This is a genomic window from Agrobacterium sp. B1(2019) (assembly GCF_008274755.1).
GTDB lineage: Bacteria > Pseudomonadota > Alphaproteobacteria > Rhizobiales > Rhizobiaceae > Agrobacterium > Agrobacterium salinitolerans.
On sequence record NZ_VTPB01000001.1, the window covers coordinates 1,752,655 to 1,775,672 of the forward strand.

General features: G+C 63.9%; 26 protein-coding genes. 2 read left to right on the forward strand and 24 right to left on the reverse strand.

From position 1 onward, the window contains the following. Positions 1–151: 151 nt before the first annotated feature. From AGR1_RS08710 to AGR1_RS08770, 13 genes are all read right to left on the reverse strand, one after another. Positions 152–580, reverse strand: a complete 429-nt coding sequence (locus AGR1_RS08710) for a hypothetical protein (protein WP_149147310.1) — start codon at positions 578–580, stop codon at positions 152–154. Between the two features lie 105 nt (positions 581–685). Then, positions 686–2,086 carry a HAMP domain-containing sensor histidine kinase gene (locus tag AGR1_RS08715; RefSeq protein WP_137409984.1) on the reverse strand — a complete coding sequence of 467 codons (1,401 nt, stop codon included), beginning with the start codon at positions 2,084–2,086 and terminating at the stop codon, positions 686–688. After that, complete coding sequence (locus AGR1_RS08720) at positions 2,076–2,747, reverse strand: response regulator transcription factor (RefSeq protein ID WP_080791081.1); 672 nt, start codon at positions 2,745–2,747, stop codon at positions 2,076–2,078. Before AGR1_RS08720 ends, AGR1_RS08715 begins: the two co-directional genes overlap by 11 nt. 93 nt (positions 2,748–2,840) lie before the next feature. Continuing rightward, complete coding sequence (locus AGR1_RS08725; RefSeq protein ID WP_003497070.1) at positions 2,841–3,095, reverse strand: hypothetical protein; 255 nt, start codon at positions 3,093–3,095, stop codon at positions 2,841–2,843. Positions 3,096–3,231: 136 nt separating this feature from the next. Beyond that, on the reverse strand, positions 3,232–3,438 hold the full coding sequence (locus AGR1_RS08730; protein ID WP_162927399.1) for a hypothetical protein: 207 nt from the start codon (positions 3,436–3,438) through the stop codon (positions 3,232–3,234). A 34-nt stretch (positions 3,439–3,472) separates the two neighbouring features. Next, positions 3,473–7,273 carry a glycoside hydrolase/phage tail family protein gene (locus tag AGR1_RS08735; protein ID WP_149146704.1) on the reverse strand — a complete coding sequence of 1,267 codons (3,801 nt, stop codon included), beginning with the start codon at positions 7,271–7,273 and terminating at the stop codon, positions 3,473–3,475. A 15-nt stretch (positions 7,274–7,288) separates the two neighbouring features. Then, entirely contained in the window at positions 7,289–7,723 is a 435-nt protein-coding gene (locus AGR1_RS08740; RefSeq protein ID WP_080791083.1) for an NlpC/P60 family protein, read from the reverse strand. Beyond that, positions 7,720–8,604, reverse strand: coding sequence for a DUF2163 domain-containing protein (locus AGR1_RS08745; protein WP_149146705.1), 885 nt, complete (start codon positions 8,602–8,604; stop codon positions 7,720–7,722). Before AGR1_RS08745 ends, AGR1_RS08740 begins: the two co-directional genes overlap by 4 nt. Next, positions 8,601–9,239: a TIGR02217 family protein gene (locus tag AGR1_RS08750; RefSeq protein ID WP_149146706.1), complete on the reverse strand. Its 639-nt coding sequence runs from the start codon at positions 9,237–9,239 to the stop codon at positions 8,601–8,603. The genes AGR1_RS08745 and AGR1_RS08750 overlap by 4 nt, the downstream gene beginning before the upstream one ends. Positions 9,240–9,285: 46 nt before the next feature. Then, complete coding sequence (locus AGR1_RS08755) at positions 9,286–9,867, reverse strand: phage tail tape measure protein (RefSeq protein WP_149146707.1); 582 nt, start codon at positions 9,865–9,867, stop codon at positions 9,286–9,288. Between the two features lie 70 nt (positions 9,868–9,937). Next, a complete protein-coding gene (locus AGR1_RS08760; RefSeq protein ID WP_080791087.1) occupies positions 9,938–10,147 on the reverse strand; it encodes a rcc01693 family protein in 210 nt (69 codons plus the stop codon). Then, on the reverse strand, positions 10,144–10,503 hold the full coding sequence (locus AGR1_RS08765; protein ID WP_137409978.1) for a gene transfer agent family protein: 360 nt from the start codon (positions 10,501–10,503) through the stop codon (positions 10,144–10,146). The genes AGR1_RS08760 and AGR1_RS08765 overlap by 4 nt, the downstream gene beginning before the upstream one ends. Beyond that, on the reverse strand, positions 10,503–10,910 hold the full coding sequence (locus AGR1_RS08770; RefSeq protein ID WP_080793098.1) for a phage major tail protein, TP901-1 family: 408 nt from the start codon (positions 10,908–10,910) through the stop codon (positions 10,503–10,505). The genes AGR1_RS08765 and AGR1_RS08770 overlap by 1 nt, the downstream gene beginning before the upstream one ends. A gap of 87 nt (positions 10,911–10,997) precedes the next feature. On the opposite strand from AGR1_RS08770, the gene AGR1_RS08775 reads away from it, so the two are divergent. After that, a complete protein-coding gene (locus AGR1_RS08775) occupies positions 10,998–12,197 on the forward strand; it encodes an MFS transporter (protein ID WP_187772089.1) in 1,200 nt (399 codons plus the stop codon). 7 nt (positions 12,198–12,204) lie between these two features. Here AGR1_RS08775 and AGR1_RS08780 read toward each other — a convergent pair whose 3' ends face one another. From AGR1_RS08780 to AGR1_RS08835, 11 genes are all read right to left on the reverse strand, one after another. Then, complete coding sequence (locus AGR1_RS08780) at positions 12,205–12,600, reverse strand: DUF3168 domain-containing protein (RefSeq protein WP_137409977.1); 396 nt, start codon at positions 12,598–12,600, stop codon at positions 12,205–12,207. After that, on the reverse strand, positions 12,597–12,932 hold the full coding sequence (locus AGR1_RS08785; protein ID WP_149146708.1) for a phage head closure protein: 336 nt from the start codon (positions 12,930–12,932) through the stop codon (positions 12,597–12,599). Before AGR1_RS08785 ends, AGR1_RS08780 begins: the two co-directional genes overlap by 4 nt. A 3-nt stretch (positions 12,933–12,935) precedes the next feature. Then, positions 12,936–13,505 carry a head-tail connector protein gene (locus AGR1_RS08790; protein ID WP_149146709.1) on the reverse strand — a complete coding sequence of 190 codons (570 nt, stop codon included), beginning with the start codon at positions 13,503–13,505 and terminating at the stop codon, positions 12,936–12,938. 189 nt (positions 13,506–13,694) lie between these two features. Continuing rightward, on the reverse strand, positions 13,695–14,963 hold the full coding sequence (locus tag AGR1_RS08795; RefSeq protein ID WP_149146710.1) for a phage major capsid protein: 1,269 nt from the start codon (positions 14,961–14,963) through the stop codon (positions 13,695–13,697). Positions 14,964–14,992: 29 nt separating this feature from the next. Further along, positions 14,993–15,565, reverse strand: coding sequence for an HK97 family phage prohead protease (locus AGR1_RS08800; protein ID WP_149146711.1), 573 nt, complete (start codon positions 15,563–15,565; stop codon positions 14,993–14,995). Between the two features lie 28 nt (positions 15,566–15,593). Then, positions 15,594–15,914 (reverse strand): DUF6107 family protein, encoded by a 321-nt coding sequence (locus tag AGR1_RS08805; protein WP_080791094.1) that lies wholly within the window; start codon positions 15,912–15,914, stop codon positions 15,594–15,596. A gap of 194 nt (positions 15,915–16,108) precedes the next feature. After that, positions 16,109–17,275: a phage portal protein gene (locus tag AGR1_RS08810; RefSeq protein WP_080791095.1), complete on the reverse strand. Its 1,167-nt coding sequence runs from the start codon at positions 17,273–17,275 to the stop codon at positions 16,109–16,111. Between the two features lie 252 nt (positions 17,276–17,527). Further along, positions 17,528–17,836 carry a Dabb family protein gene (locus tag AGR1_RS08820; RefSeq protein ID WP_003522330.1) on the reverse strand — a complete coding sequence of 103 codons (309 nt, stop codon included), beginning with the start codon at positions 17,834–17,836 and terminating at the stop codon, positions 17,528–17,530. A 58-nt stretch (positions 17,837–17,894) separates the two neighbouring features. After that, complete coding sequence (locus tag AGR1_RS08825; protein ID WP_080791096.1) at positions 17,895–18,533, reverse strand: hypothetical protein; 639 nt, start codon at positions 18,531–18,533, stop codon at positions 17,895–17,897. Positions 18,534–19,103: 570 nt separating this feature from the next. Beyond that, a complete protein-coding gene (locus tag AGR1_RS08830; protein ID WP_162927401.1) occupies positions 19,104–20,363 on the reverse strand; it encodes a DNA-packaging protein in 1,260 nt (419 codons plus the stop codon). Positions 20,364–20,366: 3 nt separating this feature from the next. Then, positions 20,367–20,891 carry a hypothetical protein gene (locus AGR1_RS08835; protein ID WP_080791097.1) on the reverse strand — a complete coding sequence of 175 codons (525 nt, stop codon included), beginning with the start codon at positions 20,889–20,891 and terminating at the stop codon, positions 20,367–20,369. 469 nt (positions 20,892–21,360) lie between these two features. Here AGR1_RS08835 and AGR1_RS08840 point away from each other — a divergent pair, with 469 nt between their 5' ends. Further along, entirely contained in the window at positions 21,361–23,001 is a 1,641-nt protein-coding gene (locus AGR1_RS08840; protein WP_162927520.1) for an alpha/beta-hydrolase family protein, read from the forward strand. Positions 23,002–23,018: the final 17 nt, after the last annotated feature.

The window sequence follows — 23,018 nt, forward strand, 5'->3', positions numbered from 1 at the left end:
GGCGCATGGAAACACGAAGCGCGGGGATGACGCGAATTTGAGACATCACGCCGCACCGCAGGCCCTCTCCCGGCTGCACCGCCATGCCTCTTCCTGTCATCGCAAAAGGCCCGTGACCTTGATTTACGTCAAAGTATTTTACGCAAAGTCATTACGTGAGAGGCGACCAGCTTCCGTCGGCATTACGGCATGCCGCGCCGCGCACTCTGGTTTCACGTCCGTCGACTGTCAGGGTGTGCGAATATTGCCGGCAATTCTGATTGCCGACCTGATAGGGCGCATTGGCGACCACCTGCCCCTTGGCGTCATCGCCGGCCCAGGAAACCGGCGTGCCAACGGGGGCCGCTTCCAGCGCCTTATATTCGGCTTCCAGCGCCTTGGTCTGGTCACCCCTGTCGAGCTGAACGCCGCTTCGCCCGATGATGCCGCCTTGCAGGTTGGCAAGGAACGGCGTCGAGGGCTGGGACGAGCGGCCGAACAGGCCGCCGCCCACCGGGCGGGTGCCCGTGGTGGTGCAGGCGCTTAGCATCGATACGCACAGGATCGAGACAAGCGCCGGGCGTGACACCAGCGAGCGCATCGTCACGGAGCGACAGCCATCATACACGTCAACCAAACCCTGTCCTCTTTCCTACCGCATTGCACCTAATATATCGCCATTGAATTTCTTGCCTTTTTTCTTGCCTCACGCAAGCTCTTTCGAAAGGCCTGGCAAAATCAGATCGGCTTTCAGCCCACCGATGCCGCTGCGCGACAACGAAAAGCGGCCATGGTACTCTGACACCACCTCGGAAACGATCGACAATCCAAGGCCCGTGCCCGGCCGGCTTTCGTCCAGCCGCCGCCCGCGCTTCATCGCTTCGCTTATCTGTTCCGGCTCAAGCCCCGGTCCGTCATCCTCCACCGTCAGTTCCACCCAGGCGCGCCGGGCGATTTCCGCATCGGGGGACGGGTGCGTACCAGCGGCAAGCGTGATGACCACACGCGCCTGGGCAAACCGCGCGGCATTTTCGAGGAGATTGCCGACGACCTCTTCCAGATCCTGCTGTTCCATACCGAGCACGGCGCCGGCCTCGTCAATGTTCAGAATGAACTGCTTGTCCGGGTTCAGACGGCGCATCACGCGCACCAGCCGTTCCAGCGCCGGTTCCGCTTCGACGCGGGCAAGGATGGAACCGCGCTGGGCCGCGATGCGGGCGCGGGAGAGATAAGATTGCACCTGCGCCTGCATGGCGTCTGCCTGAGCCCGCACCAGATCGCCATGCTGCGGCTCCAGCGTGCGGGCCTCGTTCAGAAGAACGGCGATCGGCGTCTTCAGCGAATGCGCCAGATTGCCCACCTGCATGCGGGCGCGCTCCACGAGGCGGCGATTGCTGTCGATCAGCGCATTGACCTCATTGGCCAGCGGCTGAATTTCACGCGGGAATTCGCCTTCGAGGCTTTCCGCCTCCCCGCCCCTGATCTTGCCGAGCGCCACGCGGGCCTGATCGAGCGGTCGCAGACTGTAGAGAATGGCAAGACCGTTGACGACGAGACTGCCGACACCGAAGACCGCCAACGCCAGATAGAGGCTGTTGGAGAAATCCCGCACATCGTCTTCCACGACGTTCAGATTGCCGGAGACACGGAAACGCGCCGCGCGCCCTTCGCCATCCAGCACGACTTCGGTTTCCGCCACGCGCACCTGATTGCCGGCCTCGTCGGTCACGGCATAAAAGCGCTCATAGCGGTTGTCGAAGGGCGCATCGAGAATGCTCGGCACCGGCAGGGTAGAGACGCCGAGCGACGAGGAGACAAGCGGCGCGGTCTGGAAATTGCCGAGCGGCTCGACAACCCAGTACCAGCCGGTATCGGGCTGCGAAAAGCGCAGATCGCCGAGCTGCGGGCTGCCGGCCAGCGTATTCTCGTTGGAAATCGTCACGGAATTGATGACGTTATAAAGCTGCGCCCTCAGAAGATCGGTGAAGCTGCGCTCCACTCCCTGCCGGTAAAGCGTCGAGATCACGACGGCGATCACCACCAGCGCCAGCACCGACCAGAGCGAGGCGAGCAGCAGAACGCGGGCGGTGAGGGAATTACTTCGCATCTGCCGGCGCTTGCATCCGGTAACCGAGACCACGGATCGTCTCGATCAGATCAACCCCGAGCTTCTTGCGCAGACGGCCGACAAACACCTCGATGGTGTTGGAATCGCGGTCGAAATCCTGATCGTACATGTGCTCGACCAGCTCCGTGCGCGAGACGACCTCGCCCATGTGGTGCATGAGATAGGACAGGAGCCGGAACTCGTGCGAGGTGAGCTTCAGCGTCGCGCCGTTGACGGTCGCCTTGGAGGATTTGGTGTCGAGCCGGACCGGGCCGCAGACGAGTTCGGAAGAGGCGTGGCCGGCGGCGCGGCGGATGAGCGCACGCACGCGGGCGAGAACTTCTTCGACATGGAAAGGCTTGGTGACGTAATCGTCGGCGCCGGCATCGATACCGGCGACCTTGTCGCTCCAGCGGTCGCGGGCAGTGAGGATGAGAACGGGCATGGCCTTGCCGGCCGCACGCCATTTTTCAACGACGGTGATGCCGTCGAGCTGCGGCAGGCCGATATCGAGGACGATGGCGTCATAGGGCTCGGTATCGCCGAGATAATGCCCCTCCTCGCCGTCGAATGCCTGATCGACGACATAACCGGCTTCTTTCAGCGCGTCGGTCAGCTGACGATTGAGATTGGCATCATCCTCAACAACGAGAATTCGCATTGTCCGCCCTTTCCTTCCGTCCCGGCCCCCGCGGGTGGCCGGTCATGCTACATGTGTCGGGTTGTTTTCCGATATTTCGGCGATGCGGGCAAGCTACATCGGCACGCGCATTGTTACCTTGCGCGGGCGTTCGCCATTGCCCTGGACGAGAACGGTGACGACACAGGACTGACCGTCACCGGAAGGATAGACCGAAAGCAGCTGGCCGCCGGTTTCGCGCACGACGCGGGCGACGGCTGCGCCGCAATCGCTCGCCGCCAGAATGTAATGGCCCTGCAGATCAGCCTCGGGCGCCGTGAAACCGGAAAGCCCGGCTGCAAGCGTCGCGATGATGAGAGGTGATGCCATTCTACAAACTTCCAAAAACCGGGTGCGTCTCGAACCTTATTATGACCGAATATGTAGCGCAAAGCGTCTGAATGGCAAATGAATGCCGCCCCCGCCGCATGGGCGCGTGGCGGGAACGGCGGCGGCGCGGGCGCTGTCAGCGAATGGTGCTGGTCGCCGAAAGACGGCCGTAAAGTGCGACCAGACCGCCGATTCCGCCCGCAACCGTCACCAGCCCGTCCGCAAGTTCGCCTTGCAGACCGGCGGGTAGATCGAGGCCGGCAATGCTGAAAAGCGGTGCGAAAACCGCGACCAGGGCGCCCCAGATCGTGCGCGATTGATACCATGCTTTGGTGCTGTCCATAGTCTCATCCTTTGCGTTGTTTTTCAGGCATATGTCAGATCGGGAGGGTGGCCTGCGCCACCACACCCGAGGGCACCGCGCGGCCGAGCATTCGGACACGCACGGAAATGTGATCCCGCAATGCCGGGAAATCTGTGAGTCCGTCCGTGGCGGGGTAAAACCAGAAGGGTTGCGAAACCTCCGCCATGCGCCGCACAGTCTCGCCGTCCAGCACCTCGATGCGATAGAGCTCGAAGGGCTCGTCCAGCGGGATGTCGCTCGCATCCCAGTCGTCGGCCTCCACCCGGCCCCGGCGTTTCCACCTGATGAACACGCCGTCGCCGCGCCGCTCAGCGGCAAGATGCACCGGCGCGAGCGGTGTCAGCGCCCGCAGGCCGCCCTCGAAGGCAAAAGGACCGCTCATTGCGCCTGCCACTCCCGCCGCTTCCGCGATCCAGTTCAGGCGTCGCCCGCGCTCGCTCGCGGCAAGACCAAGCGGCTGCACCGCCGCATCCAGAACCACCACCGGCGCACCTTTCGCCGCGCCTGCGGCCAGTGCGTCTTCCGTGCCGGCGAGCCCCCGGAGGAGAGAGGAGAGCCGCCAGCGCGCGGGTGCGACTTCCTCGGCGTTTGCGAAAGCGACGATTTCCCAAACGCCGTTCGCCGCCTTGATGGCGAGACGGTTGTCGCCGTTCAGCACCGAAAGCTCCCCGGACGACGATACCTCGCCGAAGGGCAGATCGACGAAGACGGCGTTTTTCCGGTCGAAACGGCCGGAAGGGCCCGATATCAGCGGCATCGCCAGCGCGCCGATCATCGCCGGCCGGTCCAGCAGCACGCGCTGCCGGTAACCTTCCCTGCCCGGCGACGCGGAAATGATGATTGGCCGCCAGGGCTTGGCAAGCGCCGCAATCCGCGCCGAATCCTCCGGCGCAGTGCCGTCATGGTAGGGCAGATCGAGAAACAGCACCTCCGGCGCGAAACCTTCGGCCCCGCTTGTCCCGCTGCTGCGCCGTTCCTCCGCGCCGCCGGCAAAGACCGGAAAGGCAGCGGAAAAGGCCCGCGCCTCCACCTGCCGCACCGCGCCGTCCTCGATCCGGCTGACCAGAAACCGCCCTGCCGGCGCCTGCGGAAAAGCCCCTTCCGGCAGGCGGATACAATCACCCGGTTCAAGGGCGATATCGCAAGACGGCAGAGCAAAGCGCAGGCTGCGCCGCGCCTGCCGGTTGTCGCGCAACAGCGCCTCGACAGCGGCTTCCGCCGTTTCCGCAGGCAGGGCAGCGTTGAGATCGAGCCGCATCACCCGGCTGCCGGCATTGTCGATGCGGCGGGACCGTACACTTGCCTGCTCGTAGTCCAGCGTCGGGTTGAAAGACATCAGCACGGCTTCAGCCGCGAAATCGCTGTCATGGCCGCGATTTTCCGACCAGAGCGGCTCGTCCTCCAGATCGGCCAGCACGGCAATATCCCGCACCGGCAAGACCGCCGTATTGCGCGAGCGAAAGCGCAGGGTTCCGCCGTCCTCCGCCACATCCACCTGAAACGCCGCCATCAGCGGCTCCAAGAGGTTGCGGGCCGAGGTCACGTCGCCCTGCACATAACCTCCCAGGTCGCCGCTGACGGCGGAAACGTCGAAGTCGGAAAAGCCATGATCGGTGAGGATGGCGGCCATGGCATCGGCAAGCGTTGCCGTGCCCAACCTCCCGTTCAGCCAGTGGCCGGTGCGCCAGTTGCCACCATCGCTCCAGGCCGCACCATTCTGCGGAAAGGCCGGAAAGGGCCGTGCATCCCAGGTCCACAGATAGACCCTGCCTGCATCGACCATCGCCGCATCGCCCTTTCCCCAATGGTCGAGATGCGCCTCCAGAAACCGTCGCTGCTGGCTGTCGGCGCGGTTGCGGCGGGAAAAATAGGGAAAGGCGTTTTCCGCCGATTTCGGATCGGGAAAGACATTGGGGCGCGTCGCGCTCTTGTCCACAGCCGGACAGCCGAGTTCGGTGAACCAGACGGGCTTCGAGCGCGGCGCCCATGCCGTCGGCGTGGTTTTCTCCACACCCCGCACCCGGTCGTAGTGGAGGTTTCCCCACCAGTTGCGCAGGTCCTTGTAACGGAACACCCACGACTTGCCCTTCAACCCGTCGGTAATCGGCGTGCGCCGCCGCGCGGCGCGGTCCGCATCGCTGGCATAATACCAGTCAAACCCCTCTCCCGCCGTAATAGTGCGGCAGAAGGCGCTCACATCGTCCGGGCCGGTCATGCCGTCCGGATTGCCGTTTGCGGCATCCCCATCGCGCCAGTCGGAAAGCGGCATGTAATTATCGATGCCGATGGCGTCGATATTCGGACTCGCCCAGAGCGGATCGAGATGGAAGAGCACGTCGCCCGAACCGTCCGCCGGCTGGTGGCCGAAATATTCGCTCCAGTCCGCCGCATAGGTCAGCTTCACCGCCGGCCCCATCATGGCCCGCACATCGCCCGCAAGCCGCACCAGTTCCTCGACAAAGGGAAAGGCATCATTCTCGTCTCTCAGCGCCGTCAGCCCACGCAGCTCCGAGCCGATCAGAAAGGCATCCACCCCGCCAGCCCGGGCCGCCAGCGCCGCATAATGCAGCACCATGCGACGGTAACCTTCATCGCGGTTGCAGAAGGCGGAAACCTGCATCCGCGCGCCCGCACTGCGATCAGCAGAGCCTGCCCTGCCGGGTGCAGGAAAGGAGGTGATGCGCCCGCGCCAGGCATAGGCGTCCTGCTCGCTTTTGCCATAGGGGTCCGGCAGACCGTTGCCCGTGGGAACATCCATCATCACAAAGGGGTAAAGGCACACCCGAAGGCCGCGCGCCCTGAGATCGGCTATCGCCTGCAGCACGCTTTCGTCGTTCGGCGTGCCGCCATAGGCCGGGCCGCCGCCATGATGGCTGACAGGATGCCCCTCATCGCGCGAAAGGCCGGCGACAGACCATGGAATGGTTTCCCCATCCCGGCCGGCCACTTCCACGCCCGGCAGAATGCGGCATTCCCCCGCCCGCATATCCGTGCCGAACCAGCTCACCACCAGCGCCACGCTCTCAAGATTAGGGCAGAGCGCCTGCAATTCGTCGATTGCCGCCTGCCAGTCGGTCGAAGCGGTCAAACCATTGCGGTTCATGATGCGGCTTTGGCCGATGCCTGTACGTTCGCAAACCTGCACGGTGGCGTAACCGTGCTCCGTTGCCCCGGGGATGACGGTGATGGCGCGAATGGCTTTTTCCAGCCGTCCGACAGGCCGCACCACTTCGAACTGCATCAGCGGAATGCGGTTGCCAAAACCGTCGAGCGGCAGGCGTTCGAAAACGACATAGGCCAGTCCGCGAAAGGCCGGCGCGTTGCCCGCCCCCTGCTTCGCCTCGATCAACGGATCGGGCAATTGTGTCTCGCTGCCGGGATAAAAACGCATCTCGATGGCGCTCAGGTCCAACTCCCGCCCATCGGCCCAGACACGCCGCACCATGGCAGCCTCACCTTCGCACAGGCCGATGGCGACGTTGGCAAAATAGCGAAAGGTTTCGACCTTCGGGCCACGGTTGCCCTTGCCGCCGCGGCGCTCCACTTCGACGCTTTCTTCAAAACGCGTCGCCCAGATCAGCGTACCGCCGATCCTTGCTGCGCCATAAAGCCGGCTGATCGCAGCGCCTTCATCCGCCCCCGGAATGCGCGCCGTCGCAAGCCGTGCGCCCGTTACCGTCCGCCCGTTCGAAAGAAGAGTGCGGTCGATGGCATTGCCCGCCAGCGCCCCGGCCGCCCGGCCGATCATTGCACCCAAAGGGCCGAAAATACCGCCGAGCGCCGCACCCGCCGCCTGAAAAACGATTGTCGCCATGCTCGCCTCTAAAAATCAGGGATCGGGAAAACGGAAGATACCGGCGATGCGCCGTTGCCAGCCCGGCACCAGCGCCGAACGCACCACTGCCGCCTGTTCATAGGCATGGATGAAATGCTGCGGACCGGCCAGAATGCCGAGATGTTTGGCCGCCGCACCGGCCCGCCAGCGAAACAGCAGCAGGTCTCCCGGCCTTGCCTCTTCCATGCCCGACACCGCCGGAAAATGACGTTTTGCCGCCGCCATCAGCCGGTCCTCGCCGCCGCGTTCGGCCCAATCGGGCGCATAGGGCGGCGGCAATTCCGGTTCGTGGCCGTAAATGCCGCGCCAGATGCCCCTGACGAGGCCAAGGCAATCGCAGCCGACACCCTTCAACGAGGCCTGATGCCGATAGGGCGTGCCGATCCAGTCTTGCGCCAGCACCAGCACTCTTGCACCGGTATCACTCATGGAAACAGCGCCCCACCGTCATGGCTCTCACCGCCCGCCGCATAGGAATAGGCGAAATCCGCCCCCGGAAGATGCGGAAAACCACGGAAATTCAGATGGTTGGCGAATTTTTCCCGGCAAGTGGAAAAACTCTTGTCGCAGCCGGCGGTGATGGAAAACGTGTCTCCCGGCGAAGGCGTCTGTTCCGGCGGCAGCCAGAAGGACAGATGCACGCCGCCGTCACGCCGCTCGTGGCCGTCGAGGTCGAAATTCCTGCCGGCGAGCGGGCCAGCCATAAAGCGCAGCTTTCCCCGGCTGAAGAAACCATCGGCGAAAACATCGAGCCCGGAGACCAGCAGGCCACCCGACGCATCCACCGCCACAACGCCGCCACGGCCGGTAAACGGCTCCAGATCGACACCGCAACGCCTGCCCCCGAGCGCCGCATCGCAGCGCCGTCCATAGACCCTGCCCTGCGGCTGGCCGAGGCGATGGGCAAGGCTGCGCAGCTCGGCGCGAAACGACCCTCCCGCCCGTGTCACCTCGCCAATCTCGCGCATATTCAGCAGCATACGCTGGTCCGGCACCTGCCAATTGACGAGGAAAAGCTCCACCCTGGCACCATCGAAACGCCCGGCGGCCAGATCGTCTTCCGCAATCGCCTCACTCGAAAAACCGCCCGCCGCCTCCCCGGCACTGGCGCCCAGCCCCGTTTCACTGTCGCTATCGCTGGCCGAAAAGCCGCTGGCGGCAAGATAGGACGTACCGCCGAACACGATTGTCTCGTCATGATCGGTAAAACCGATCACCGCGCCATCCTTCAATGTCACCTTCCAGCAATGGCATGTGGTCGTCGCATCTCCCTTGAGATGCTCGGCAAGGGCGGCGGGAATGGTTTTCATGGCGATATTTCCATCAGTGGAATGGAGGGAATGCGGCCCGCCTCGAAAGCGGTCAGGTTCACGTCGATACGGTCGATCCCGAAGCGGACCGGCACGTCGAATTCGAAACCGGCACGGATCGCGGCGCCGGCGGGCGGCGCCCGCCCCGCCCGGAACACGATCATGCCGGTTACATGATCGACCGCCACATCGGCCGCTTCGACCTTCACCCCCTCGACCGAAACCATGACCGAGCCTTCGACCGGCTTCTCGATCCGCCGGGAGAACGCGCCGCCCGCATCAGCATAGGTCTTACGCAACTGAAAACCCGATGTCGCCCCGTCACCGGTGCCGATCCTCTGATCGGTCGCGGCGGGCGTCTTCTCCGGCGGGCAGGATTTGAAATCCACAGGGTCGCGAAAACGAAAGCCATAAAGTTCGCCGCGCCGCGCCTCGAAAAAGGCAAGCACCTCATAGAGATCGGCGATGGAGCGGATACCGGACCCGGCGTCATAGCTGCGCCTGGCGTTCCTCCAGCGCTGGTTGCGGCTTTCACGGCCATTGGACAGGTTGACGATGTCCGTCCGCCGCACCGGCCCGCCGCTCACCCCGAGCGCGAGCCGCAGCGGAAACCGCACTTCATGAAATGCTGCCATGTCGTTGTTCCTGGATTCATTTCTGTGGTCTGGGAAAAGGAGCGCGTCACAATCCGCGCTGGCCGCGCCCGACGCTGCGCGCCAGCATGGCGGCGATCTGGCCTTCGCTTTTCCGAAAGCTCGCAGCATCCGTCGCCGTCACGTTAAAAACGATCTGCGCCCCGCCGCCGCCGGACGGCGCGGCAACGCCGAGAGCGCCATCCGAACCGCGCTTCAGCGGCAGGATCGCTTCCGCCCCCGCCTCGCCCATGAGGCCAAGCCCGCCGCCCATCGGAAAAAAGGCGGGGCTGGAAACGACGCCGCCATCGGCAAAGGGCGTGATGCCGCGTCCCGGCACACCGCCATCGGCAAAGCCGAACAGCGAACCGCCGCCGTTCAACAGCCCGCTGACGGCATTGCCAATCATGCCCTCAAGCGGTTTCAGACCGGCAGAGAGCGCAATGCCGGACAACCGCTGCCCCAACCCGCGCAAGACGTCGTCCAGCCCTTTGCCGCCCGCCGTCGCCGCCTGCAGGGCCGAGGACAGGGCCGCGCCGAACCGCTCGGACCGGCGTTCGAGATCGCCCATCACCTCCGACAGCGCCTCCGCCTCTTGCCGGTTCTCCGCCATCGATCCTTCGCCCGCCATCGCGCTTGCCTTTCTGATTCAAATCGGAACCATAAATTTTTGAAATGCTTGATCGTTTTAGGGAATGAACTCACCGATCCGGAAACCGCCGCATCATCGCTTCCATCGCCTGACGGTCGGGGCCGCAGGGAACGGCGTTGCCGCCCGTCATCGCGAAGAATTCCCGCGGGGTCAGCCGCCAGAAGGTTTCTGAGGAGAGCCGCAGCAGGCAGAAGCCGGCATGGATAACCGCCTCCCAGGGGAACGGGCGCGGCGTCGCTTCGCCTGCTGCGGCGCTCAAGGGTCCGGCGGCGTCTCGCCTTTCAGGCCGCCGAAGGTCGCGGTCAGAAGATCGGCGACAATGGCGGCATGGCCGGCAATGCCGCCTTCCACCGTAGCAGCGGCCACATCCTCGTCGGAAAAGACATTGCCCGCGCCGCGCAGGCCCGCGCCGATCACCCTTATCATGTCGGCCGCCTTCATGCGGCCGCTGGCGAAACGTTCGGCAAGCGCGGTGAGGTCCTCGGCTGCAAAGGCGGTTTCGAGTTCGGCGAGGGCACCGAGCGTCAGGCAGAGAATGCGCCTTTCGCCGTCGATCAGCGCTTCGACCTCGCCGCGATGGCGGTTCGCCCGCCCGTAACGCAAACGCTCAGCCATCACAACGCTCCGAAATTGAGAAGACCGGCCGATTCCAGCGCGATCTCGAATTGCACCTCGCCATCGTGGCGGCCGGAATATTCGAGCGCCACGATCTGAAACGGCCCGGCAATGGTGCCGAAATCGGGAATGACGATCTGCCAGCCCGGAATGGTGCCGGCGAAAAATGCGCCGCGCACCAGTGCATCGCTAGCCGCATCCTTGAAGATGCCCGACGCCGTCAGCGCGGCCCTCTGCACGCCAGCACCCGCCAGCAACTCGCGCCAGCGACCGGCGCTTTCCCCATCGGTAATGTCCACCGCCTGGGCGTTGAAGGCCAGCCGCTGGGTTCTGAGCCCGGCAACAGTGACATATGTTCCGGTATTGTTGAATTTCAGCAGAAAATCCTTGCCCTTCTGCGCCACCATCATGTTTCCTTCCGTTTCGATTGCGGTTGCAGGGTGTTGCGGGCCTGCGACCAAAATTTTTTTCCTCTCGCATTCAGCGATCTTGCCATGTCCGACGCTGCCACCCTGACGTCCCGCGCGCGCCTTATCGGCGTGCTTGCGCTCGGACAGATCGTGAGTTGGGGCACCGGTTTCGATATGCTGGCCATCCTTGCGCCGCGCATTGGCGGCGAACTGGCGATCGGCAACGAGATCGTTTTTGCCGGCCTCACCATCATGATGCTGATCAGCGCGCTTTGCGGCCCGTTGCTTGGAAGAATGCTCGTCCGCCGCGGCGCCGCCCCCGTGCTGGTGGCCGGTTCCGTGCTGTTCGCTGTCGGTTTTGCCGTGCTTGCCGTTTCGAGCGGTGTCGCAAGCTATCTTTTCGGCTGGGCCGTCATGGGTCTGGCCGCGACCTGCGGGTTGACGACGGCTGCCCATACGGCGGTGGTGGAGCGCGTGGGCGCGGAAAGCGGCCGGTTGCTGACGCTTCTGATGCTGTTCACCGGGCTTTCGGGGGCGGTTTTTCTGCCCCTCACCGCGTTTGTTGAACAGCATCTCGCTTGGCGCGGCACACTTCTGCTCTATGCCTGCCTGCAGATATTCGTGCTTCTGCCGCTCTATCTCTTTGTCCTTCCCGGCCGTCCGCCCCACAAGGTATTGAAGCGGCAGAAATCCGACGCTCCTTCGTCTTCGCCGGTCGATACACGCCGGGCTTTTCTGCTTCTGGCGGCCATGACGACAATCAGCGCCTTTACGACCTTCGGCCTGTCGCCGCTCTTGCCGCTGCTGCTCGTTCAGGCGGGCGCAACGCAATCGCTTGCGGTGCAGCTGGCATCGGCGCGCAGCCTGCTGGCAATTACGGCGCGCGGGCTGGATTTCCTGCTGGGGAAACGCGGCAGTCCCTTTCTTACTGCCATGATCGGCCTCTGTCTTCTGCTCCTGTCGCTGCTGCTGTTGCTGGCCTTTGCCCCGGCCATACCGGCCTTCATCGGCTTCATCGTGTTTTTCGGTTTCGGCGCTGGCGTGCTCACCGTCAGCCGGGCCGTGTTGCCGCTGGCGGTGTTTTCCCCGGAGGAATACGGTCTTCAGGCGGCGCGCATCTCGCTGCCGCAGAACCTCGCCATCGCCGTTGCACCCGTTATTTTCACGCTGGCGCTGGCTCGCGGCGGGGTGGCGGCCATGCTTGGCATCGCCGCCGTGCTGATTGCCATTTCGTTCGTGCTGCTTCTCGTTCTGTGGAAAACCGTACGCAGGCAAAGCACCTGAAACGGCGCTACTCCGTCACCGCCCTGAAACGCATCTGTGCGATGAAGTTCCGGGACTTCGCCTCGCGCCTCGAGCGGCTGGAAAGAAGCCGCAGATTGACGAGAGAGACGCCGGTAATCGGCAACGCTGCATCATCGAGCAGGATCGTCACCCGGTCGACGATTTCGCCGGCACCCCTGCGGCCATTGGCGTCGCTCCAGATTTGCAGCGACAGGAAATGCTCCTCGGCCTTTTCCGTCGCCGTCGAATAGTCCCGGCTTTCGAGATCATCGATAACCATGCACGGCAGAACCGCGCGCGGCAGAAGCCGGTCGACGACACCGCCCGGGATGAGCGCCGTCAGCGCCGCATCGCCCGTCAGGTGCGCGACAATCGCCTGAAGAAGCAGATTTGCGGCGCTCATCGGCTTTCCTCCTCACAGCGGCAGACGATGAAGCGGCGTGTTTCATCCGGGTCCATGACCGCCCGGATCGCCAGAATGCGGCGGCCCTTGCGAAAGCGCATGCCGGCGGTGATGTCAGCGCGGTAAGCCAGCCAGACCCGGTGAGTGATCGTCACGCCCTCGGCCGAGGCCCTTTCATGCGACGCCTCGGAAACGGGTTCGATCGCAGCCCAGAGTGACCGCAGGAAACTCCAGCTTTCGACAGCACCGCCCTGCCCGTCCGGCGTTTCGGTCCGCACCTCCAGTTCCAGCCGCGCGGTCAGCCTGCCGGGATCGAGAAAAACGAGGTTCATGTCTCAAAGCCCCAGACGGCAGAAAGGCGCCACCAGCCGCTCGTAGCCGGCGGGAACAGCGGCGGGCTGGTTTTCCGGGGCGACCGCGCCGCGAAAGGCGAACATCTGCGCCACATGTATCAGCATGGCGCGTTTCAGCGTATCGGGCACATCCGTTCCCGCCTCGCCGTAACCGGCGATGAAATCGATCTCGATGCCGTTCATCGCCCGTCCAGGGGCTGGCGGATCGCGCAGCCACAGCCTTGCGGGCCGCGCCGCGCCGTCGAGCAATTTCTCACCGACGGTGATGTCTGCCGCACGCCCCTCACCGTCAAAAACCAGTATAGTTTCGATGGCTTGCACCGGTGTCCTGCCAATCTGAATCACACCGTTCTCAGGCCACCGGTCGAGATAAAGCCGCCAGGTCTGGCGGATGAGGCAAAGCCCGGTCGTACGTTCCAGATGCTCGCGGGCGGTGCGGATGAGCGCGGCAAGAAGCGCATCCTCATCGCCGCTGTCGAGACGCAGATGCGCCTTGACCTCGGCAAGCGTCAGCGGCTCCGCCTGCGGCGGATGAATGAGGGCATAGGTCATGGGGTCTCCGGAAGGAAGGTAATCACACTAGCGAGCGGGCACCGCTTGTTTCTTCTCCCGAGGGGGAGAAGTCCGCAGCAGCGGGATGAGGGGGCAAGGGTAGAGATATTCGGCAACGTTGCCCCCTCATCTGCCCCTTCGGGGCATCTTCTCCCCGGCGGGGAGAAGAACGGGCCGCAAGGTCTGCGGTCAGTTCACCCCGAATTTCACCAGCTTGATCGCCTCGAAATTCTGCACGCCGCCGCCCACGCGTTTGGTGGTGTAGAACAGCACGTAAGGTTTGGCCGAATAGGGATCGCGCAGGATGCGCACCCCGGTGCGATCGACAACGAGATAGCCGGCGCGGAAATCGCCAAAGGCGATGGCAAAGCTGTTGGCCGCCACGTTCGGCATGTCCTCCGCCTCCGTCACCGGAAAGCCCATCAGCGAGGCCGGCTGGCCGGCGGCGGCCGGCGGATGCCAGAGATAGGCACCGCTGGTATCCTTGAACCGGCGCAGCGCCCCTTGCGTCTTGCGGTTCATCAGGAAGGTGCCGTTCTGGCGGTGGCCGGCTTTGAGCGCATAGACGGCGTCGAGCAGCACATCCATCGGCCCGGCGGAGGCGAAACCGGCCGATACGCCGGTCGCGACATACCCGATATTGCCCCAGCTCCAGCCATCATTGGCGACGGCGGTGTAGGAGAGGAAGCCCTTGGGCTTGTTCACGCCATCGCCGGCGATGAAGGCGGCGGCCTCCTGTTCGGCAAAAGCAATGTCCACTTCGGAGGCGATCCAGGCTTCGATATCAACTGCCGCGTCATCCAGCAACCCTTGAGTCGCGGCCGGCATGGCGTAGAGCTCCATGGTCGGAAAGGACAGTTCGGCAAGCTGCGGCGTTGCCGTCTGCGGGCGTGCCGCCGTCTCGGAAACCCAGCCGGTCGTCATGCCGCCGGGCGAGAAGGGTTTCTTCAAAACGGCGGCCGAAACCTGCCGCACGGTCGCCAGCGCCCGGATCGGCGAAATCGCCGTCATGCGCCGGCCGATCTCGCCATCCGTCTCGTTCGGCAGCAGAAAACCGCCATCGGCCCCAGCCGAACCGGCAAAGGCCTTGGCCTCCAGATCGCGCAGCGCGCCCTCCTCGCCGCGACGGATATAGGCCTCGAAAGCGGCCTTGTGTTCCTCGGCATCGTGGGAAAGCGCGTCCTTGCGGCCAAGCGCGGGGCGCGCTTTCTTGAGCGCCAGGTCGTCCATGATTTTGCGGTTGTCGTCGAGCGCCCTGTCGATGCGGTCGAGCTTGTCGCGGGTCACGACATCAGAGCCCATCTTGCGCTCGATATCGGCAAGCCGCTGGTCGTTGGTTTCGCGGAAGACCTCGAATGCCTCCATGAACTCGTCGAAGGCGGCCGTCACCGTATCGGGTACGGCCTTCACCTGCGGCGCGGCGGTCATCGGGGCGGGTTTCGTCATCTGGTCTGTCATGTCGTTTCCTTTTGGTGATTGTCCGGAAGTCAGCGTTTGGGTGTCATGTCGAACAGGGCGCGGGCGGCGCGGCGCATGCTGCGCACCAGCTCGGTCTCGCGGTCGCGGAAGAAGCGGGCATGCTTGACGTCGGAAACGCGCGCCGAGGGCAGCATCGGGAAGGTCACGACCGAGATTTCCCACAGATCGGCTTCCAGAATGCGCCGGACACCCTGGCTGGCCGCCTTGCCGGAACGTACGGTGCGAAAGCCGATGGACAGCCCGTCCAGCGCCCCGGTCTTCATCAGCGAATGCACCTCGCGGGAGCGGGCGACGCCGGGGGCGAGAACGCCCTCGACATAAAGGCCGCGCTCGTCCTCGCGGATGGTGCGCCAAGCACCGATTGGCTCGGCCGGATCGTGCTGGTAGAGCATGCGGATGCCGGCTGCGCCCCGCTCCTCGATGGAGCGGCGGAAAGCGCCGCGCTCTATGACATCCTGACCGAGATCGACCTCGCCGAAAACGCTGGCATAGCCGGAAAAGGTGCCGTCGCTGGCAATGCCGCGCAGCTCCAGATTGGCGAATTTGCGCGTGGCGGGACGCGGCCCGCTATAAACGTGCATGGAAAACTCCTGCGATGGGAAGGAAGTGTCAGGCGCGCGGGCGCGCACCGTAACGGTCGGCGATGCGCACCAGCAGGCCCAGCCCCCACCACGCGCCCATGCTGGCGGCGGCGGAACCCGCCACCATGATTTCCCGGCCCGAAAGCGCGCCGGCGATATCGAGCAGCTGCACGATCCACAGGCCGATAGGCCCGCCGAAGATCATGCCGCAGGAAACGCCGGTGATGAACCGGCTCGCGGCCTCGCGTTTGCTTTTCGGCAGGAGATAAACGAGCGATACACCCGCGCCCGCCACGGCGCCGGTGATGCGGGCGGCCCAGATGCCGGCCTCGTTGGCGAATTCAGACATGGGTAATCATTCCGTTCTAGGATGTTGTTATCGGGCGGACGCGCGGCGTCGCACGCAGGCGCTTCCTGCGCGCCTGCGCCGGGTGATTTTGCGAATCTTCGGAGAAGCTTGGGCGGAAGACCTCACAAAGAGAGTCCGGTTCTTCAGAAAATGATTGAACAGGAAACCGGGGTTTCGATCCCGCCGGACGGCGATTAATAACCGACGGCTTCGCGCTTTTCTTCGTCGCTCAGGAACGAGGCCGCGCCGATGCGGGACCAGAGCGCATCCCGCTCGCCGGCAAGCCCGGCAATCTTGTCGAGATCGGGTTCGAGCCTCAACCCCGGGCCGAAGACCGGAGAAAGCCAGCCGCAGAGCCTCGCCGCCGTGCGATAAACCAGCGGCAGGACGGTCAGACGATAAAAGGCGCGGTTCGCCTCCTGGTAATTGGCATAGGTATTGTCGCCGGGAATGCCGATCAGCATCGGCGGCACGCCGAGCGAAAGCGCGATATCGCGCGCCGCCCCGTTGCGCGCCTCCAGAAAATCCATGTCGCGCGGCGAAAGGCCCATGGCCTTCCAGTCCAGCCCGCCTTCCAGCAGCAAAGGCCGGCCGGCATTCATCGCCCCCTGATAGCCCTCCTCCAGCTCACGCTTCAGCCGTTCATATTGTTCGGTGGAGAGATTGCCGCCCTCCTTCGGCTGGTAGACCAGCGCGCCGGATGGCCGGGCGGAATTGTCGAGCAGGCGCTTGTTCCACTGGCTTGCGGCATTGTGCAGATCGAGCGCGGCCCCTGCGGAGGCGAGCGGCGCAAAACCCGCCCGGTCATCCAGCGGATGGAAAAGTTTCAGGTGCAGCAGCCCCAGCCCGTCGCGCTCGGCGGCGATGTGGCGGGAGGCGCGGCCCTCGGCGCGGTAATCATAAGCTACCGGCCAGCCATCCGGCCCTTCGACGATGCTGACCCGGTCGGGCCGCAGAAGATGCAGCTCTCGCAGCCGCCCGCCCACCGTCAGCGGCTCGATATAGGCGTTTCCGGCGAGCATGAGGTGGCCATAAAGCGCCTCGAAAAAATCCGGGCCGCCCATATGGGCGCTCGGTTTTAGAAGCAGCGCCAGAAGCGGGTGATCGGTCAGTTCCTCATCGCCATCATAAAGCAGCCAGCTGACCGAGGCCGACGCCTCCGCCACCATGCGGGCGGCCCGGTGCGCGACCGGGTTTTTCATGAAGCCTTCACGGGCAAGCGCGGCATAGGACCGGCCCGACCAGAAGGCCTGCCCGCCCTGCACGGCAACCGCCATGAAGCCATCGGCCATTTTCCGGCTTTCAGGCACGGCTCTGCCATCCGCCGGGCGCAGCCACGGCAGGGAGAAGGGAAATCGCATGGAGTTGTCCTTGTTTTGATGGCGGCTCAGCCTCCCGTCCGGCCCTCATCCCTGTGCTTGTCACAGGGATCCAGCCAGTCCAAGTCCTTGGGCTGAAAAGAGTCCTATCGCCGCGCAGACGCGCGTCGACTGGATTCCTGTGACAAGCACAGGAGGGCGGAGGGGCCTGAGCCCTATGACGGAGGAAGGTTGGCGCCCGTTGTCAGCAGACTAAGTGTGCATGCGCGTCACGTCGCAGACGAAACCGGACGTTTACCGGATCGGCGCTTTCACCGCCGTGTCGCTGTCGAAATCGGCCGCGACACGGGTCTCGCGCAGCGGCTTTACCGTGCGGGTCGAAAGATCATAAGCGGGGTCGGCCTTATAGGCGGCGAGCGCCGCCTCGTTTTCGAACTCGCCATAGACGATGAAATCGACCGAATTGCCCCATTGGTCCTTTTTCACGTTCTCGCCGATTTCCAGCTTCAGCGAATGCGGTATCGCGGTCAGGCCGGAAAGCCCCCTGCGCACGGCGTCGCGGTTTTCCTCGGGAACGGTGAAAAAGACGATATGGCGGATCACGGTGTCACCTGTCATGCAAACTTAAAAGGCGGCCTTTTCGGCACCGGGTAACGGGTTATCATCTGGCCCGCCCGGGTTCAATCCGCGCCGCGACAAGCGCGTGATGAAATGCGCGCCCGTAACCGCCCACCAGCCGCGCCCTGTCGCTGCCATTGATGATGGCGCGGGCGCCGTCCCAATCCTCGCGCCTGTCGCTGAAGAAATCGGAAAGCCTGCGGCCGGTAAAACCGCCGCCCGCCATGCCGTGGATCAGGATCCCGGTGGCCACCTCCGCCTCCATCGCCCGCTCCGGCCGGTCCAGGAGATCGACGCCGGTCAGCACCGACATGGCCTTGTAATTGCGCCGATGCGTCAGTTGCACGAAGCCGCGACCCAGCCAGCTTTTCCCCTCCGTGTCCGGCCGCCAATAGGGCTTGCGCACCATGGGTAGCCTGCCCGCCGCAAAGGCGCGGTCCAGTCTGGCTATCGCCTCGGCGTCGCTTGCCGCCAGCGTCTCGCGCACCGGCTGCATGGTCGCCGCCGTCTCGTGAAAGGCCGTCGCCAGCATATAGGCGAGCCAGCGCGGATCGCCGCCCGGCAGTGCCTTTTCGAAACCGGCAAGCATCGTTTTCGTGCCGGCGAGCTGGGCGGCGCGCAGGCGACCGCCGAAAATGGAAATCCGCGCCGACGCGAAGAATCGCGCCTCATCATAGGCCATGGAAGGCTCCTGAAAATGACAGGCGATATGACGCCCGGTTTTTCCCACATGACGGCCGTCAGAACTAAATCGATTTGAAAAAATCTTAATCGATTTTAATCCGAGGGCTGGGGGATTGAGGTAAAAAATTCCTTGAATTTCGGAACCTTAGCGGGCTTACTCCATTCACCGCGCAGTTCAGCTGCGTTAACCATTCAAGGAGGAATGCCACCATGACAGCGACAATCCCCCAGACCGTTTATGACCGCCTCGAAAACGAGTGGCGCCAGATGCGCGAAACCGGCTCCCAGCCGAAACCGGCGCAATCCCCTAAGAAATAAGACCTGCCAGACGCCCGATTTCGGGCGTTGATGGTGCCCCGCTTTTCTTCTCCCCGGCGGGGAGAAGATGGCCCGAAGGGTCAGATGAGGGGGCGAGTTCTCCGCACCTCTCTACCCTCTCAGCAAATATTGACCGTGGCCCCCTCATCCGGCGCTGCGCGCCACCTTCTCCCCGGCGGGGAGAAGAAACAGGCAGCATTCACTCAACCCGTAATTGGCTCTCATGCGCGGGACCCGATGATCGCGAACCTCACATTCCCCGCACCTTCGGTTCACTCACCACCATCATCGTCAGCGCCGTGATCGCCCAGACGAGCGCATCCAGCCGGTCCGGCGAGCGCCCGGATGACAGGCCATCCGGTCCGAAATCCGTCATCTGGTCTTCGAGCTTTTCGAACCGTGCGGCGTGGCGCACCCTGCCCTGCTCGTAGAGTGCCGCAACCGGCTCGGCGCGGGTGAACTTGCCGCGGCTTGCCCGCACCAGCGTCAACGGCAGGTTGGCGTCGATGCTTTGCAGCATGGCGCGCACCATCTCGCCGCCCTGATTGACCTCCGCCACCACCCGGTCCGCCTCGTGGCGACGAAAGGCGGCGGTGACGGCGCGGGCCCAGCCGGCCGGTGTTTCACCCTCCACCGAACAATCCGCAAGCACGTTAAGACGCCCGGACATGCCGAGCCCGGCCACGACGATGCCGCAGCAGGAATGTTCCCCCACGCCCGCTGGCGGGTCGACCGCGACGACGATCCGCGTGAGCGGCTCATGTTCCGCTTCGACGATCGCTTCCAGATCGGCGCGTTTCCACAAAGCGCCCTCGCGCTCGTCAATCAGTTCACCGCCGATTTCCTGACGGCCAAGCCGTGTGCCGCCGTAACGGTCCTGCATGGCTTTGAGAAAACCGGGCGAGAGATTGCGGGCATTCATGGCCGTCGGCATCCGCGCCACCCGCGTCGAGGGATCGGCGAGAAGCGCCTTCAGCAGCGGAATGGGCCGCGGCGTGGTGGTTACCAGTTGCCGAGGCGCCTCACCCAGGCGCAGACCGAACTGCAGCATGTCCCAGGTTTCCTGCGGATATTTCCATTTGCCCAGTTCATCCGCCCAGGCCATGTGGAATTGCGGGCCGCGCAGGCTTTCCGGGTCTTCGGAGGAAAACACCTGCGCCATCGCGCCATTCGGCCAAAGAAGCCGGCGTCGCGACACCTCGAAGGCGGGGCGATGGCGGCGGGCTATGCGGCATATGCCGGAAATACCGTCGATCATCACCTCGCGAGCGTCGCCCAGCGTTTCGGCAACGAGCGCGATGCGCAAATCGGACTGCTTGCCGGCAGACGCGACATGATGCACCCATTCCGCCCCGGCCCGCGTCTTGCCGGAACCGCGCCCGCCGATCAGCAGCCATGTCCGCCAGTCGCCTTCCGGCGGCTGCTGCGGCAGGTTGCCGATGAACCGCCAGTCGCGCAGAAGGTTGAAGACCTGCGCCTGAAGGCTCACTTCGGTCAAAACGTCCGCCATGCCTCAATCAGACCCCGCCGGAGTGCCGGACGCTGCCATCGCCTCCAGCCTCGCGCGGCATTTCTGTTCAGCCAGTTCGTCGATGCGGTTGAGGAAATGCGCCACCGCCGCCTCATAATCCTGCGTATCGTTTTCATCTTCGCCCATCAGCGCCTGCCGCTCTTCCGCCAGCACCCGTTGCAGAGCGTCGATCCGCTCCAGTGTGCGGACGATGAGCGACATCTGATCGGTCGCAACCTTCACATCGGCGCGGGCCTGCTTGCCTTCCGTGTCGTCAGCATCAGGCAAAAGCCCCGCCTCGCCCGATTGCCGAAGATTGCGATACAAGCAGACCTGATCCCGCATCTCCTCCGTCAGCTCGTTCAGCAACTGCCGCAGACTGCCGTTGCGCGCCGCATCTTCGGCGGCCAGCCTGTCAGCCCGCGATTTGATCTCGGGCGCGGTTTCAAACGCGTCCTCAACCGCATAAGCGGGCCTTTCCGGCCAGGCTCCGTAGAGCGCCGGCTCGCAAATGTGGGAGCTTGTCATGGATTGGCCTGCGAGAAAAATGGCAGTGATTACGTTACGCGACGGAGCATCTTTCTCCCCGTCATACCGGCCCTGAGCCGGAATCCAGCCAGCCCAAGTCATTGGGCTGGAAAAGTCTTTTCGCCGCGCAGACGCACGTCGGCTGGATGCCGGGTCAAGCCCGGCATGACGAGGAGAAAGGCTGTGGCCAGAGAAGGAAACGGCGCGGCGGCTGGGTGGCAAACGATATAGGGAAGCTTGCCGTCAAACCGGAGACAACCCTTCGGACCGTGCACCATCTTCAGCCGCAAATCTCCGACCGTAACCAAACACTATCAAACCACCGTCACGCTGTAAAGGATTATTTTCCTATTTTTGTGATTTTTATCCTTGCCATGGGATTTGCACCGTCGCCCGCCGCATATTACACTCAGCACCAGGCGGTGAGCATGAGGGGCGGGTCAAGTTGGTGAAACAATGGGTTAAGCGGTTGTTTGCGGGTCTTTCGGCAACCGGCATCGTCTTTGGCACAATTCTGTTCTGCGCCTCCCTTACCCCGTCGCTCCTGCCGCGCACCTGGCTGATGCAGGGCGTGCTGTGCGGCTTTTCCTTTGCCATCGGTTATCTGATCGGTGTCGCCGTGCATGCCGTCTGGGCCTATCTGGAATTGCCCGAACCCTCCCGTCACAATGCGCGCGGCATTCGTTTTCTCATCGCGCTTGCGGCCGCCATCACGGCAATCGCGTTTTTATGGCAGGCGAAGGACTGGCAGAATTCCATTCGCGTTTTGATGGAGCTCGATCCGCTGCCCAGCGCCCACCCCACCAAAACGGGCGGCCTTGCGGTGCTGGTCGCCGCCATCCTCATCGGCGCGGGCCGGCTGTTCCAGTTGATCCGCCGATTCTTTGCCGCACGCAGCCGTCATTTTCTGCCACGCCGCCTTGCCAATGTGCTGGGGATTGCCGCGGCAATCGTCCTCTCCTGGATGCTGCTGAACGGGCTGATCTTCGATATCGGCCTGAAATTTGCCGATTCTTCGCTGAAACAGGTGGATGCGCTGATCGAACCCGACGTGCCGCGCCCGTCGGACGCGCTCAAGACGGGCAGCAGCGCCTCGCTGATGACATGGGAATCACTCGGCCGTCGCGGGCGTGAATTCGTCGCCGAAGGCCCTGATGGCGCCGAGATATCCGCCTTCACCCATCGCCCGGCCAAGGAACCGCTCAGGGTCTATGCGGGTCTCAACTCGGCGTCGACGCCGGAAGAAAGGGCGGCCTTGGCGCTGGAAGAGCTGAAACGGGTCGGTGGTTTTGAGCGCAAGGTGCTTCTGGTGGTCATTCCCACCGGCACCGGCTGGATCGACCCGGAAGCGCTCGACACGGTCGAATATCTGCATGATGGCGATATCGCCAGCGTCGCCGTGCAATATTCCTATCTCTCCAGCTGGATCGCCTTGCTGACGGAGCCGGATTACGGTGTCGAGACGGCGCGCGCGCTATTCGAGGCCGTCTATGGCTATTGGACGACGTTGCCAAAGGAAACGAGGCCAAAGCTCTACCTGCACGGTCTCAGCCTCGGTTCGCTCAATTCGCAGAAATCCTCCGATCTTTACGACGTGCTCTCTGATCCGTTTCAGGGTGCGTTGTGGAGCGGCCCGCCCTTTTCCAGCCCCACATGGCGCATGGCCACCAATGGCCGGGTGAAGGGTACGCCGGAATGGCTGCCGCGTTTCCGCGATTCCTCCGTCATCCGTTTTGCCAACCAATATACAACTGCGCACATGCCCGATGCGAAATGGGGCCCGATGCGCATCGTCTATCTGCAATATGCCAGCGACCCGATCACCTTCTTCGAGGCCGCCTCGCTTTACCGGCGGCCGCAATGGATGGCGCATCACGGGCCTGACGTTTCCACGTCTTTCCGCTGGTTCCCGGTGGTGACGCTGCTGCAGCTTGGACTGGATGTCGCTGCCGCGACCACCGCACCGATCGGTTACGGCCATGTCTATGCGCCGGAACATTATATCGATGCATGGACGGAGGTCACCGCGCCGGAAGGATGGAGTGCCGAGGAAATCCAGCGGCTAAAGATGTTTTTCAAGGCCCGCCGCGGCTCCACCGATCCGGCCTAAGCGCGGCGGGCTCGTTT

Excerpts from the sequence above, each read along its gene's own strand:
- AGR1_RS08715 (WP_137409984.1), bottom strand. The coding sequence starts at position 2,086 with ATGCGAAGTAATTCCCTCACCGCCCGCGTTCTGCTGCTCGCCTCGCTC.
- AGR1_RS08740 (WP_080791083.1), bottom strand. The coding sequence starts at position 7,723 with ATGAGTGATACCGGTGCAAGAGTGCTGGTGCTGGCGCAAGACTGGATC.
- AGR1_RS08785 (WP_149146708.1), bottom strand. The coding sequence starts at position 12,932 with ATGAACCTCGTTTTTCTCGATCCCGGCAGGCTGACCGCGCGGCTGGAA.
- AGR1_RS08780 (WP_137409977.1), bottom strand. The coding sequence starts at position 12,600 with ATGAGCGCCGCAAATCTGCTTCTTCAGGCGATTGTCGCGCACCTGACG.
- AGR1_RS08730 (WP_162927399.1), bottom strand. The coding sequence starts at position 3,438 with ATGGACAGCACCAAAGCATGGTATCAATCGCGCACGATCTGGGGCGCC.
- AGR1_RS08775 (WP_187772089.1), top strand. The coding sequence starts at position 10,998 with ATGTCCGACGCTGCCACCCTGACGTCCCGCGCGCGCCTTATCGGCGTG.
- AGR1_RS08790 (WP_149146709.1), bottom strand. The coding sequence starts at position 13,505 with ATGACCTATGCCCTCATTCATCCGCCGCAGGCGGAGCCGCTGACGCTT.
- AGR1_RS08725 (WP_003497070.1), bottom strand. The coding sequence starts at position 3,095 with ATGGCATCACCTCTCATCATCGCGACGCTTGCAGCCGGGCTTTCCGGT.
- AGR1_RS08830 (WP_162927401.1), bottom strand. The coding sequence starts at position 20,363 with ATGGCGGACGTTTTGACCGAAGTGAGCCTTCAGGCGCAGGTCTTCAAC.
- AGR1_RS08720 (WP_080791081.1), bottom strand. The coding sequence starts at position 2,747 with ATGCGAATTCTCGTTGTTGAGGATGATGCCAATCTCAATCGTCAGCTG.
- AGR1_RS08810 (WP_080791095.1), bottom strand. The coding sequence starts at position 17,275 with ATGCGATTTCCCTTCTCCCTGCCGTGGCTGCGCCCGGCGGATGGCAGA.
- AGR1_RS08835 (WP_080791097.1), bottom strand. The coding sequence starts at position 20,891 with ATGACAAGCTCCCACATTTGCGAGCCGGCGCTCTACGGAGCCTGGCCG.
- AGR1_RS08805 (WP_080791094.1), bottom strand. The coding sequence starts at position 15,914 with ATGTCTGAATTCGCCAACGAGGCCGGCATCTGGGCCGCCCGCATCACC.
- AGR1_RS08755 (WP_149146707.1), bottom strand. The coding sequence starts at position 9,867 with ATGGCGGGCGAAGGATCGATGGCGGAGAACCGGCAAGAGGCGGAGGCG.
- AGR1_RS08800 (WP_149146711.1), bottom strand. The coding sequence starts at position 15,565 with ATGCACGTTTATAGCGGGCCGCGTCCCGCCACGCGCAAATTCGCCAAT.
- AGR1_RS08745 (WP_149146705.1), bottom strand. The coding sequence starts at position 8,604 with ATGAAAACCATTCCCGCCGCCCTTGCCGAGCATCTCAAGGGAGATGCG.
- AGR1_RS08770 (WP_080793098.1), bottom strand. The coding sequence starts at position 10,910 with ATGGTGGCGCAGAAGGGCAAGGATTTTCTGCTGAAATTCAACAATACC.
- AGR1_RS08795 (WP_149146710.1), bottom strand. The coding sequence starts at position 14,963 with ATGACAGACCAGATGACGAAACCCGCCCCGATGACCGCCGCGCCGCAG.
- AGR1_RS08765 (WP_137409978.1), bottom strand. The coding sequence starts at position 10,503 with ATGGCTGAGCGTTTGCGTTACGGGCGGGCGAACCGCCATCGCGGCGAG.
- AGR1_RS08750 (WP_149146706.1), bottom strand. The coding sequence starts at position 9,239 with ATGGCAGCATTTCATGAAGTGCGGTTTCCGCTGCGGCTCGCGCTCGGG.
- AGR1_RS08825 (WP_080791096.1), bottom strand. The coding sequence starts at position 18,533 with ATGGCCTATGATGAGGCGCGATTCTTCGCGTCGGCGCGGATTTCCATT.
- AGR1_RS08710 (WP_149147310.1), bottom strand. The coding sequence starts at position 580 with ATGCGCTCGCTGGTGTCACGCCCGGCGCTTGTCTCGATCCTGTGCGTA.
- AGR1_RS08735 (WP_149146704.1), bottom strand. The coding sequence starts at position 7,273 with ATGGCGACAATCGTTTTTCAGGCGGCGGGTGCGGCGCTCGGCGGTATT.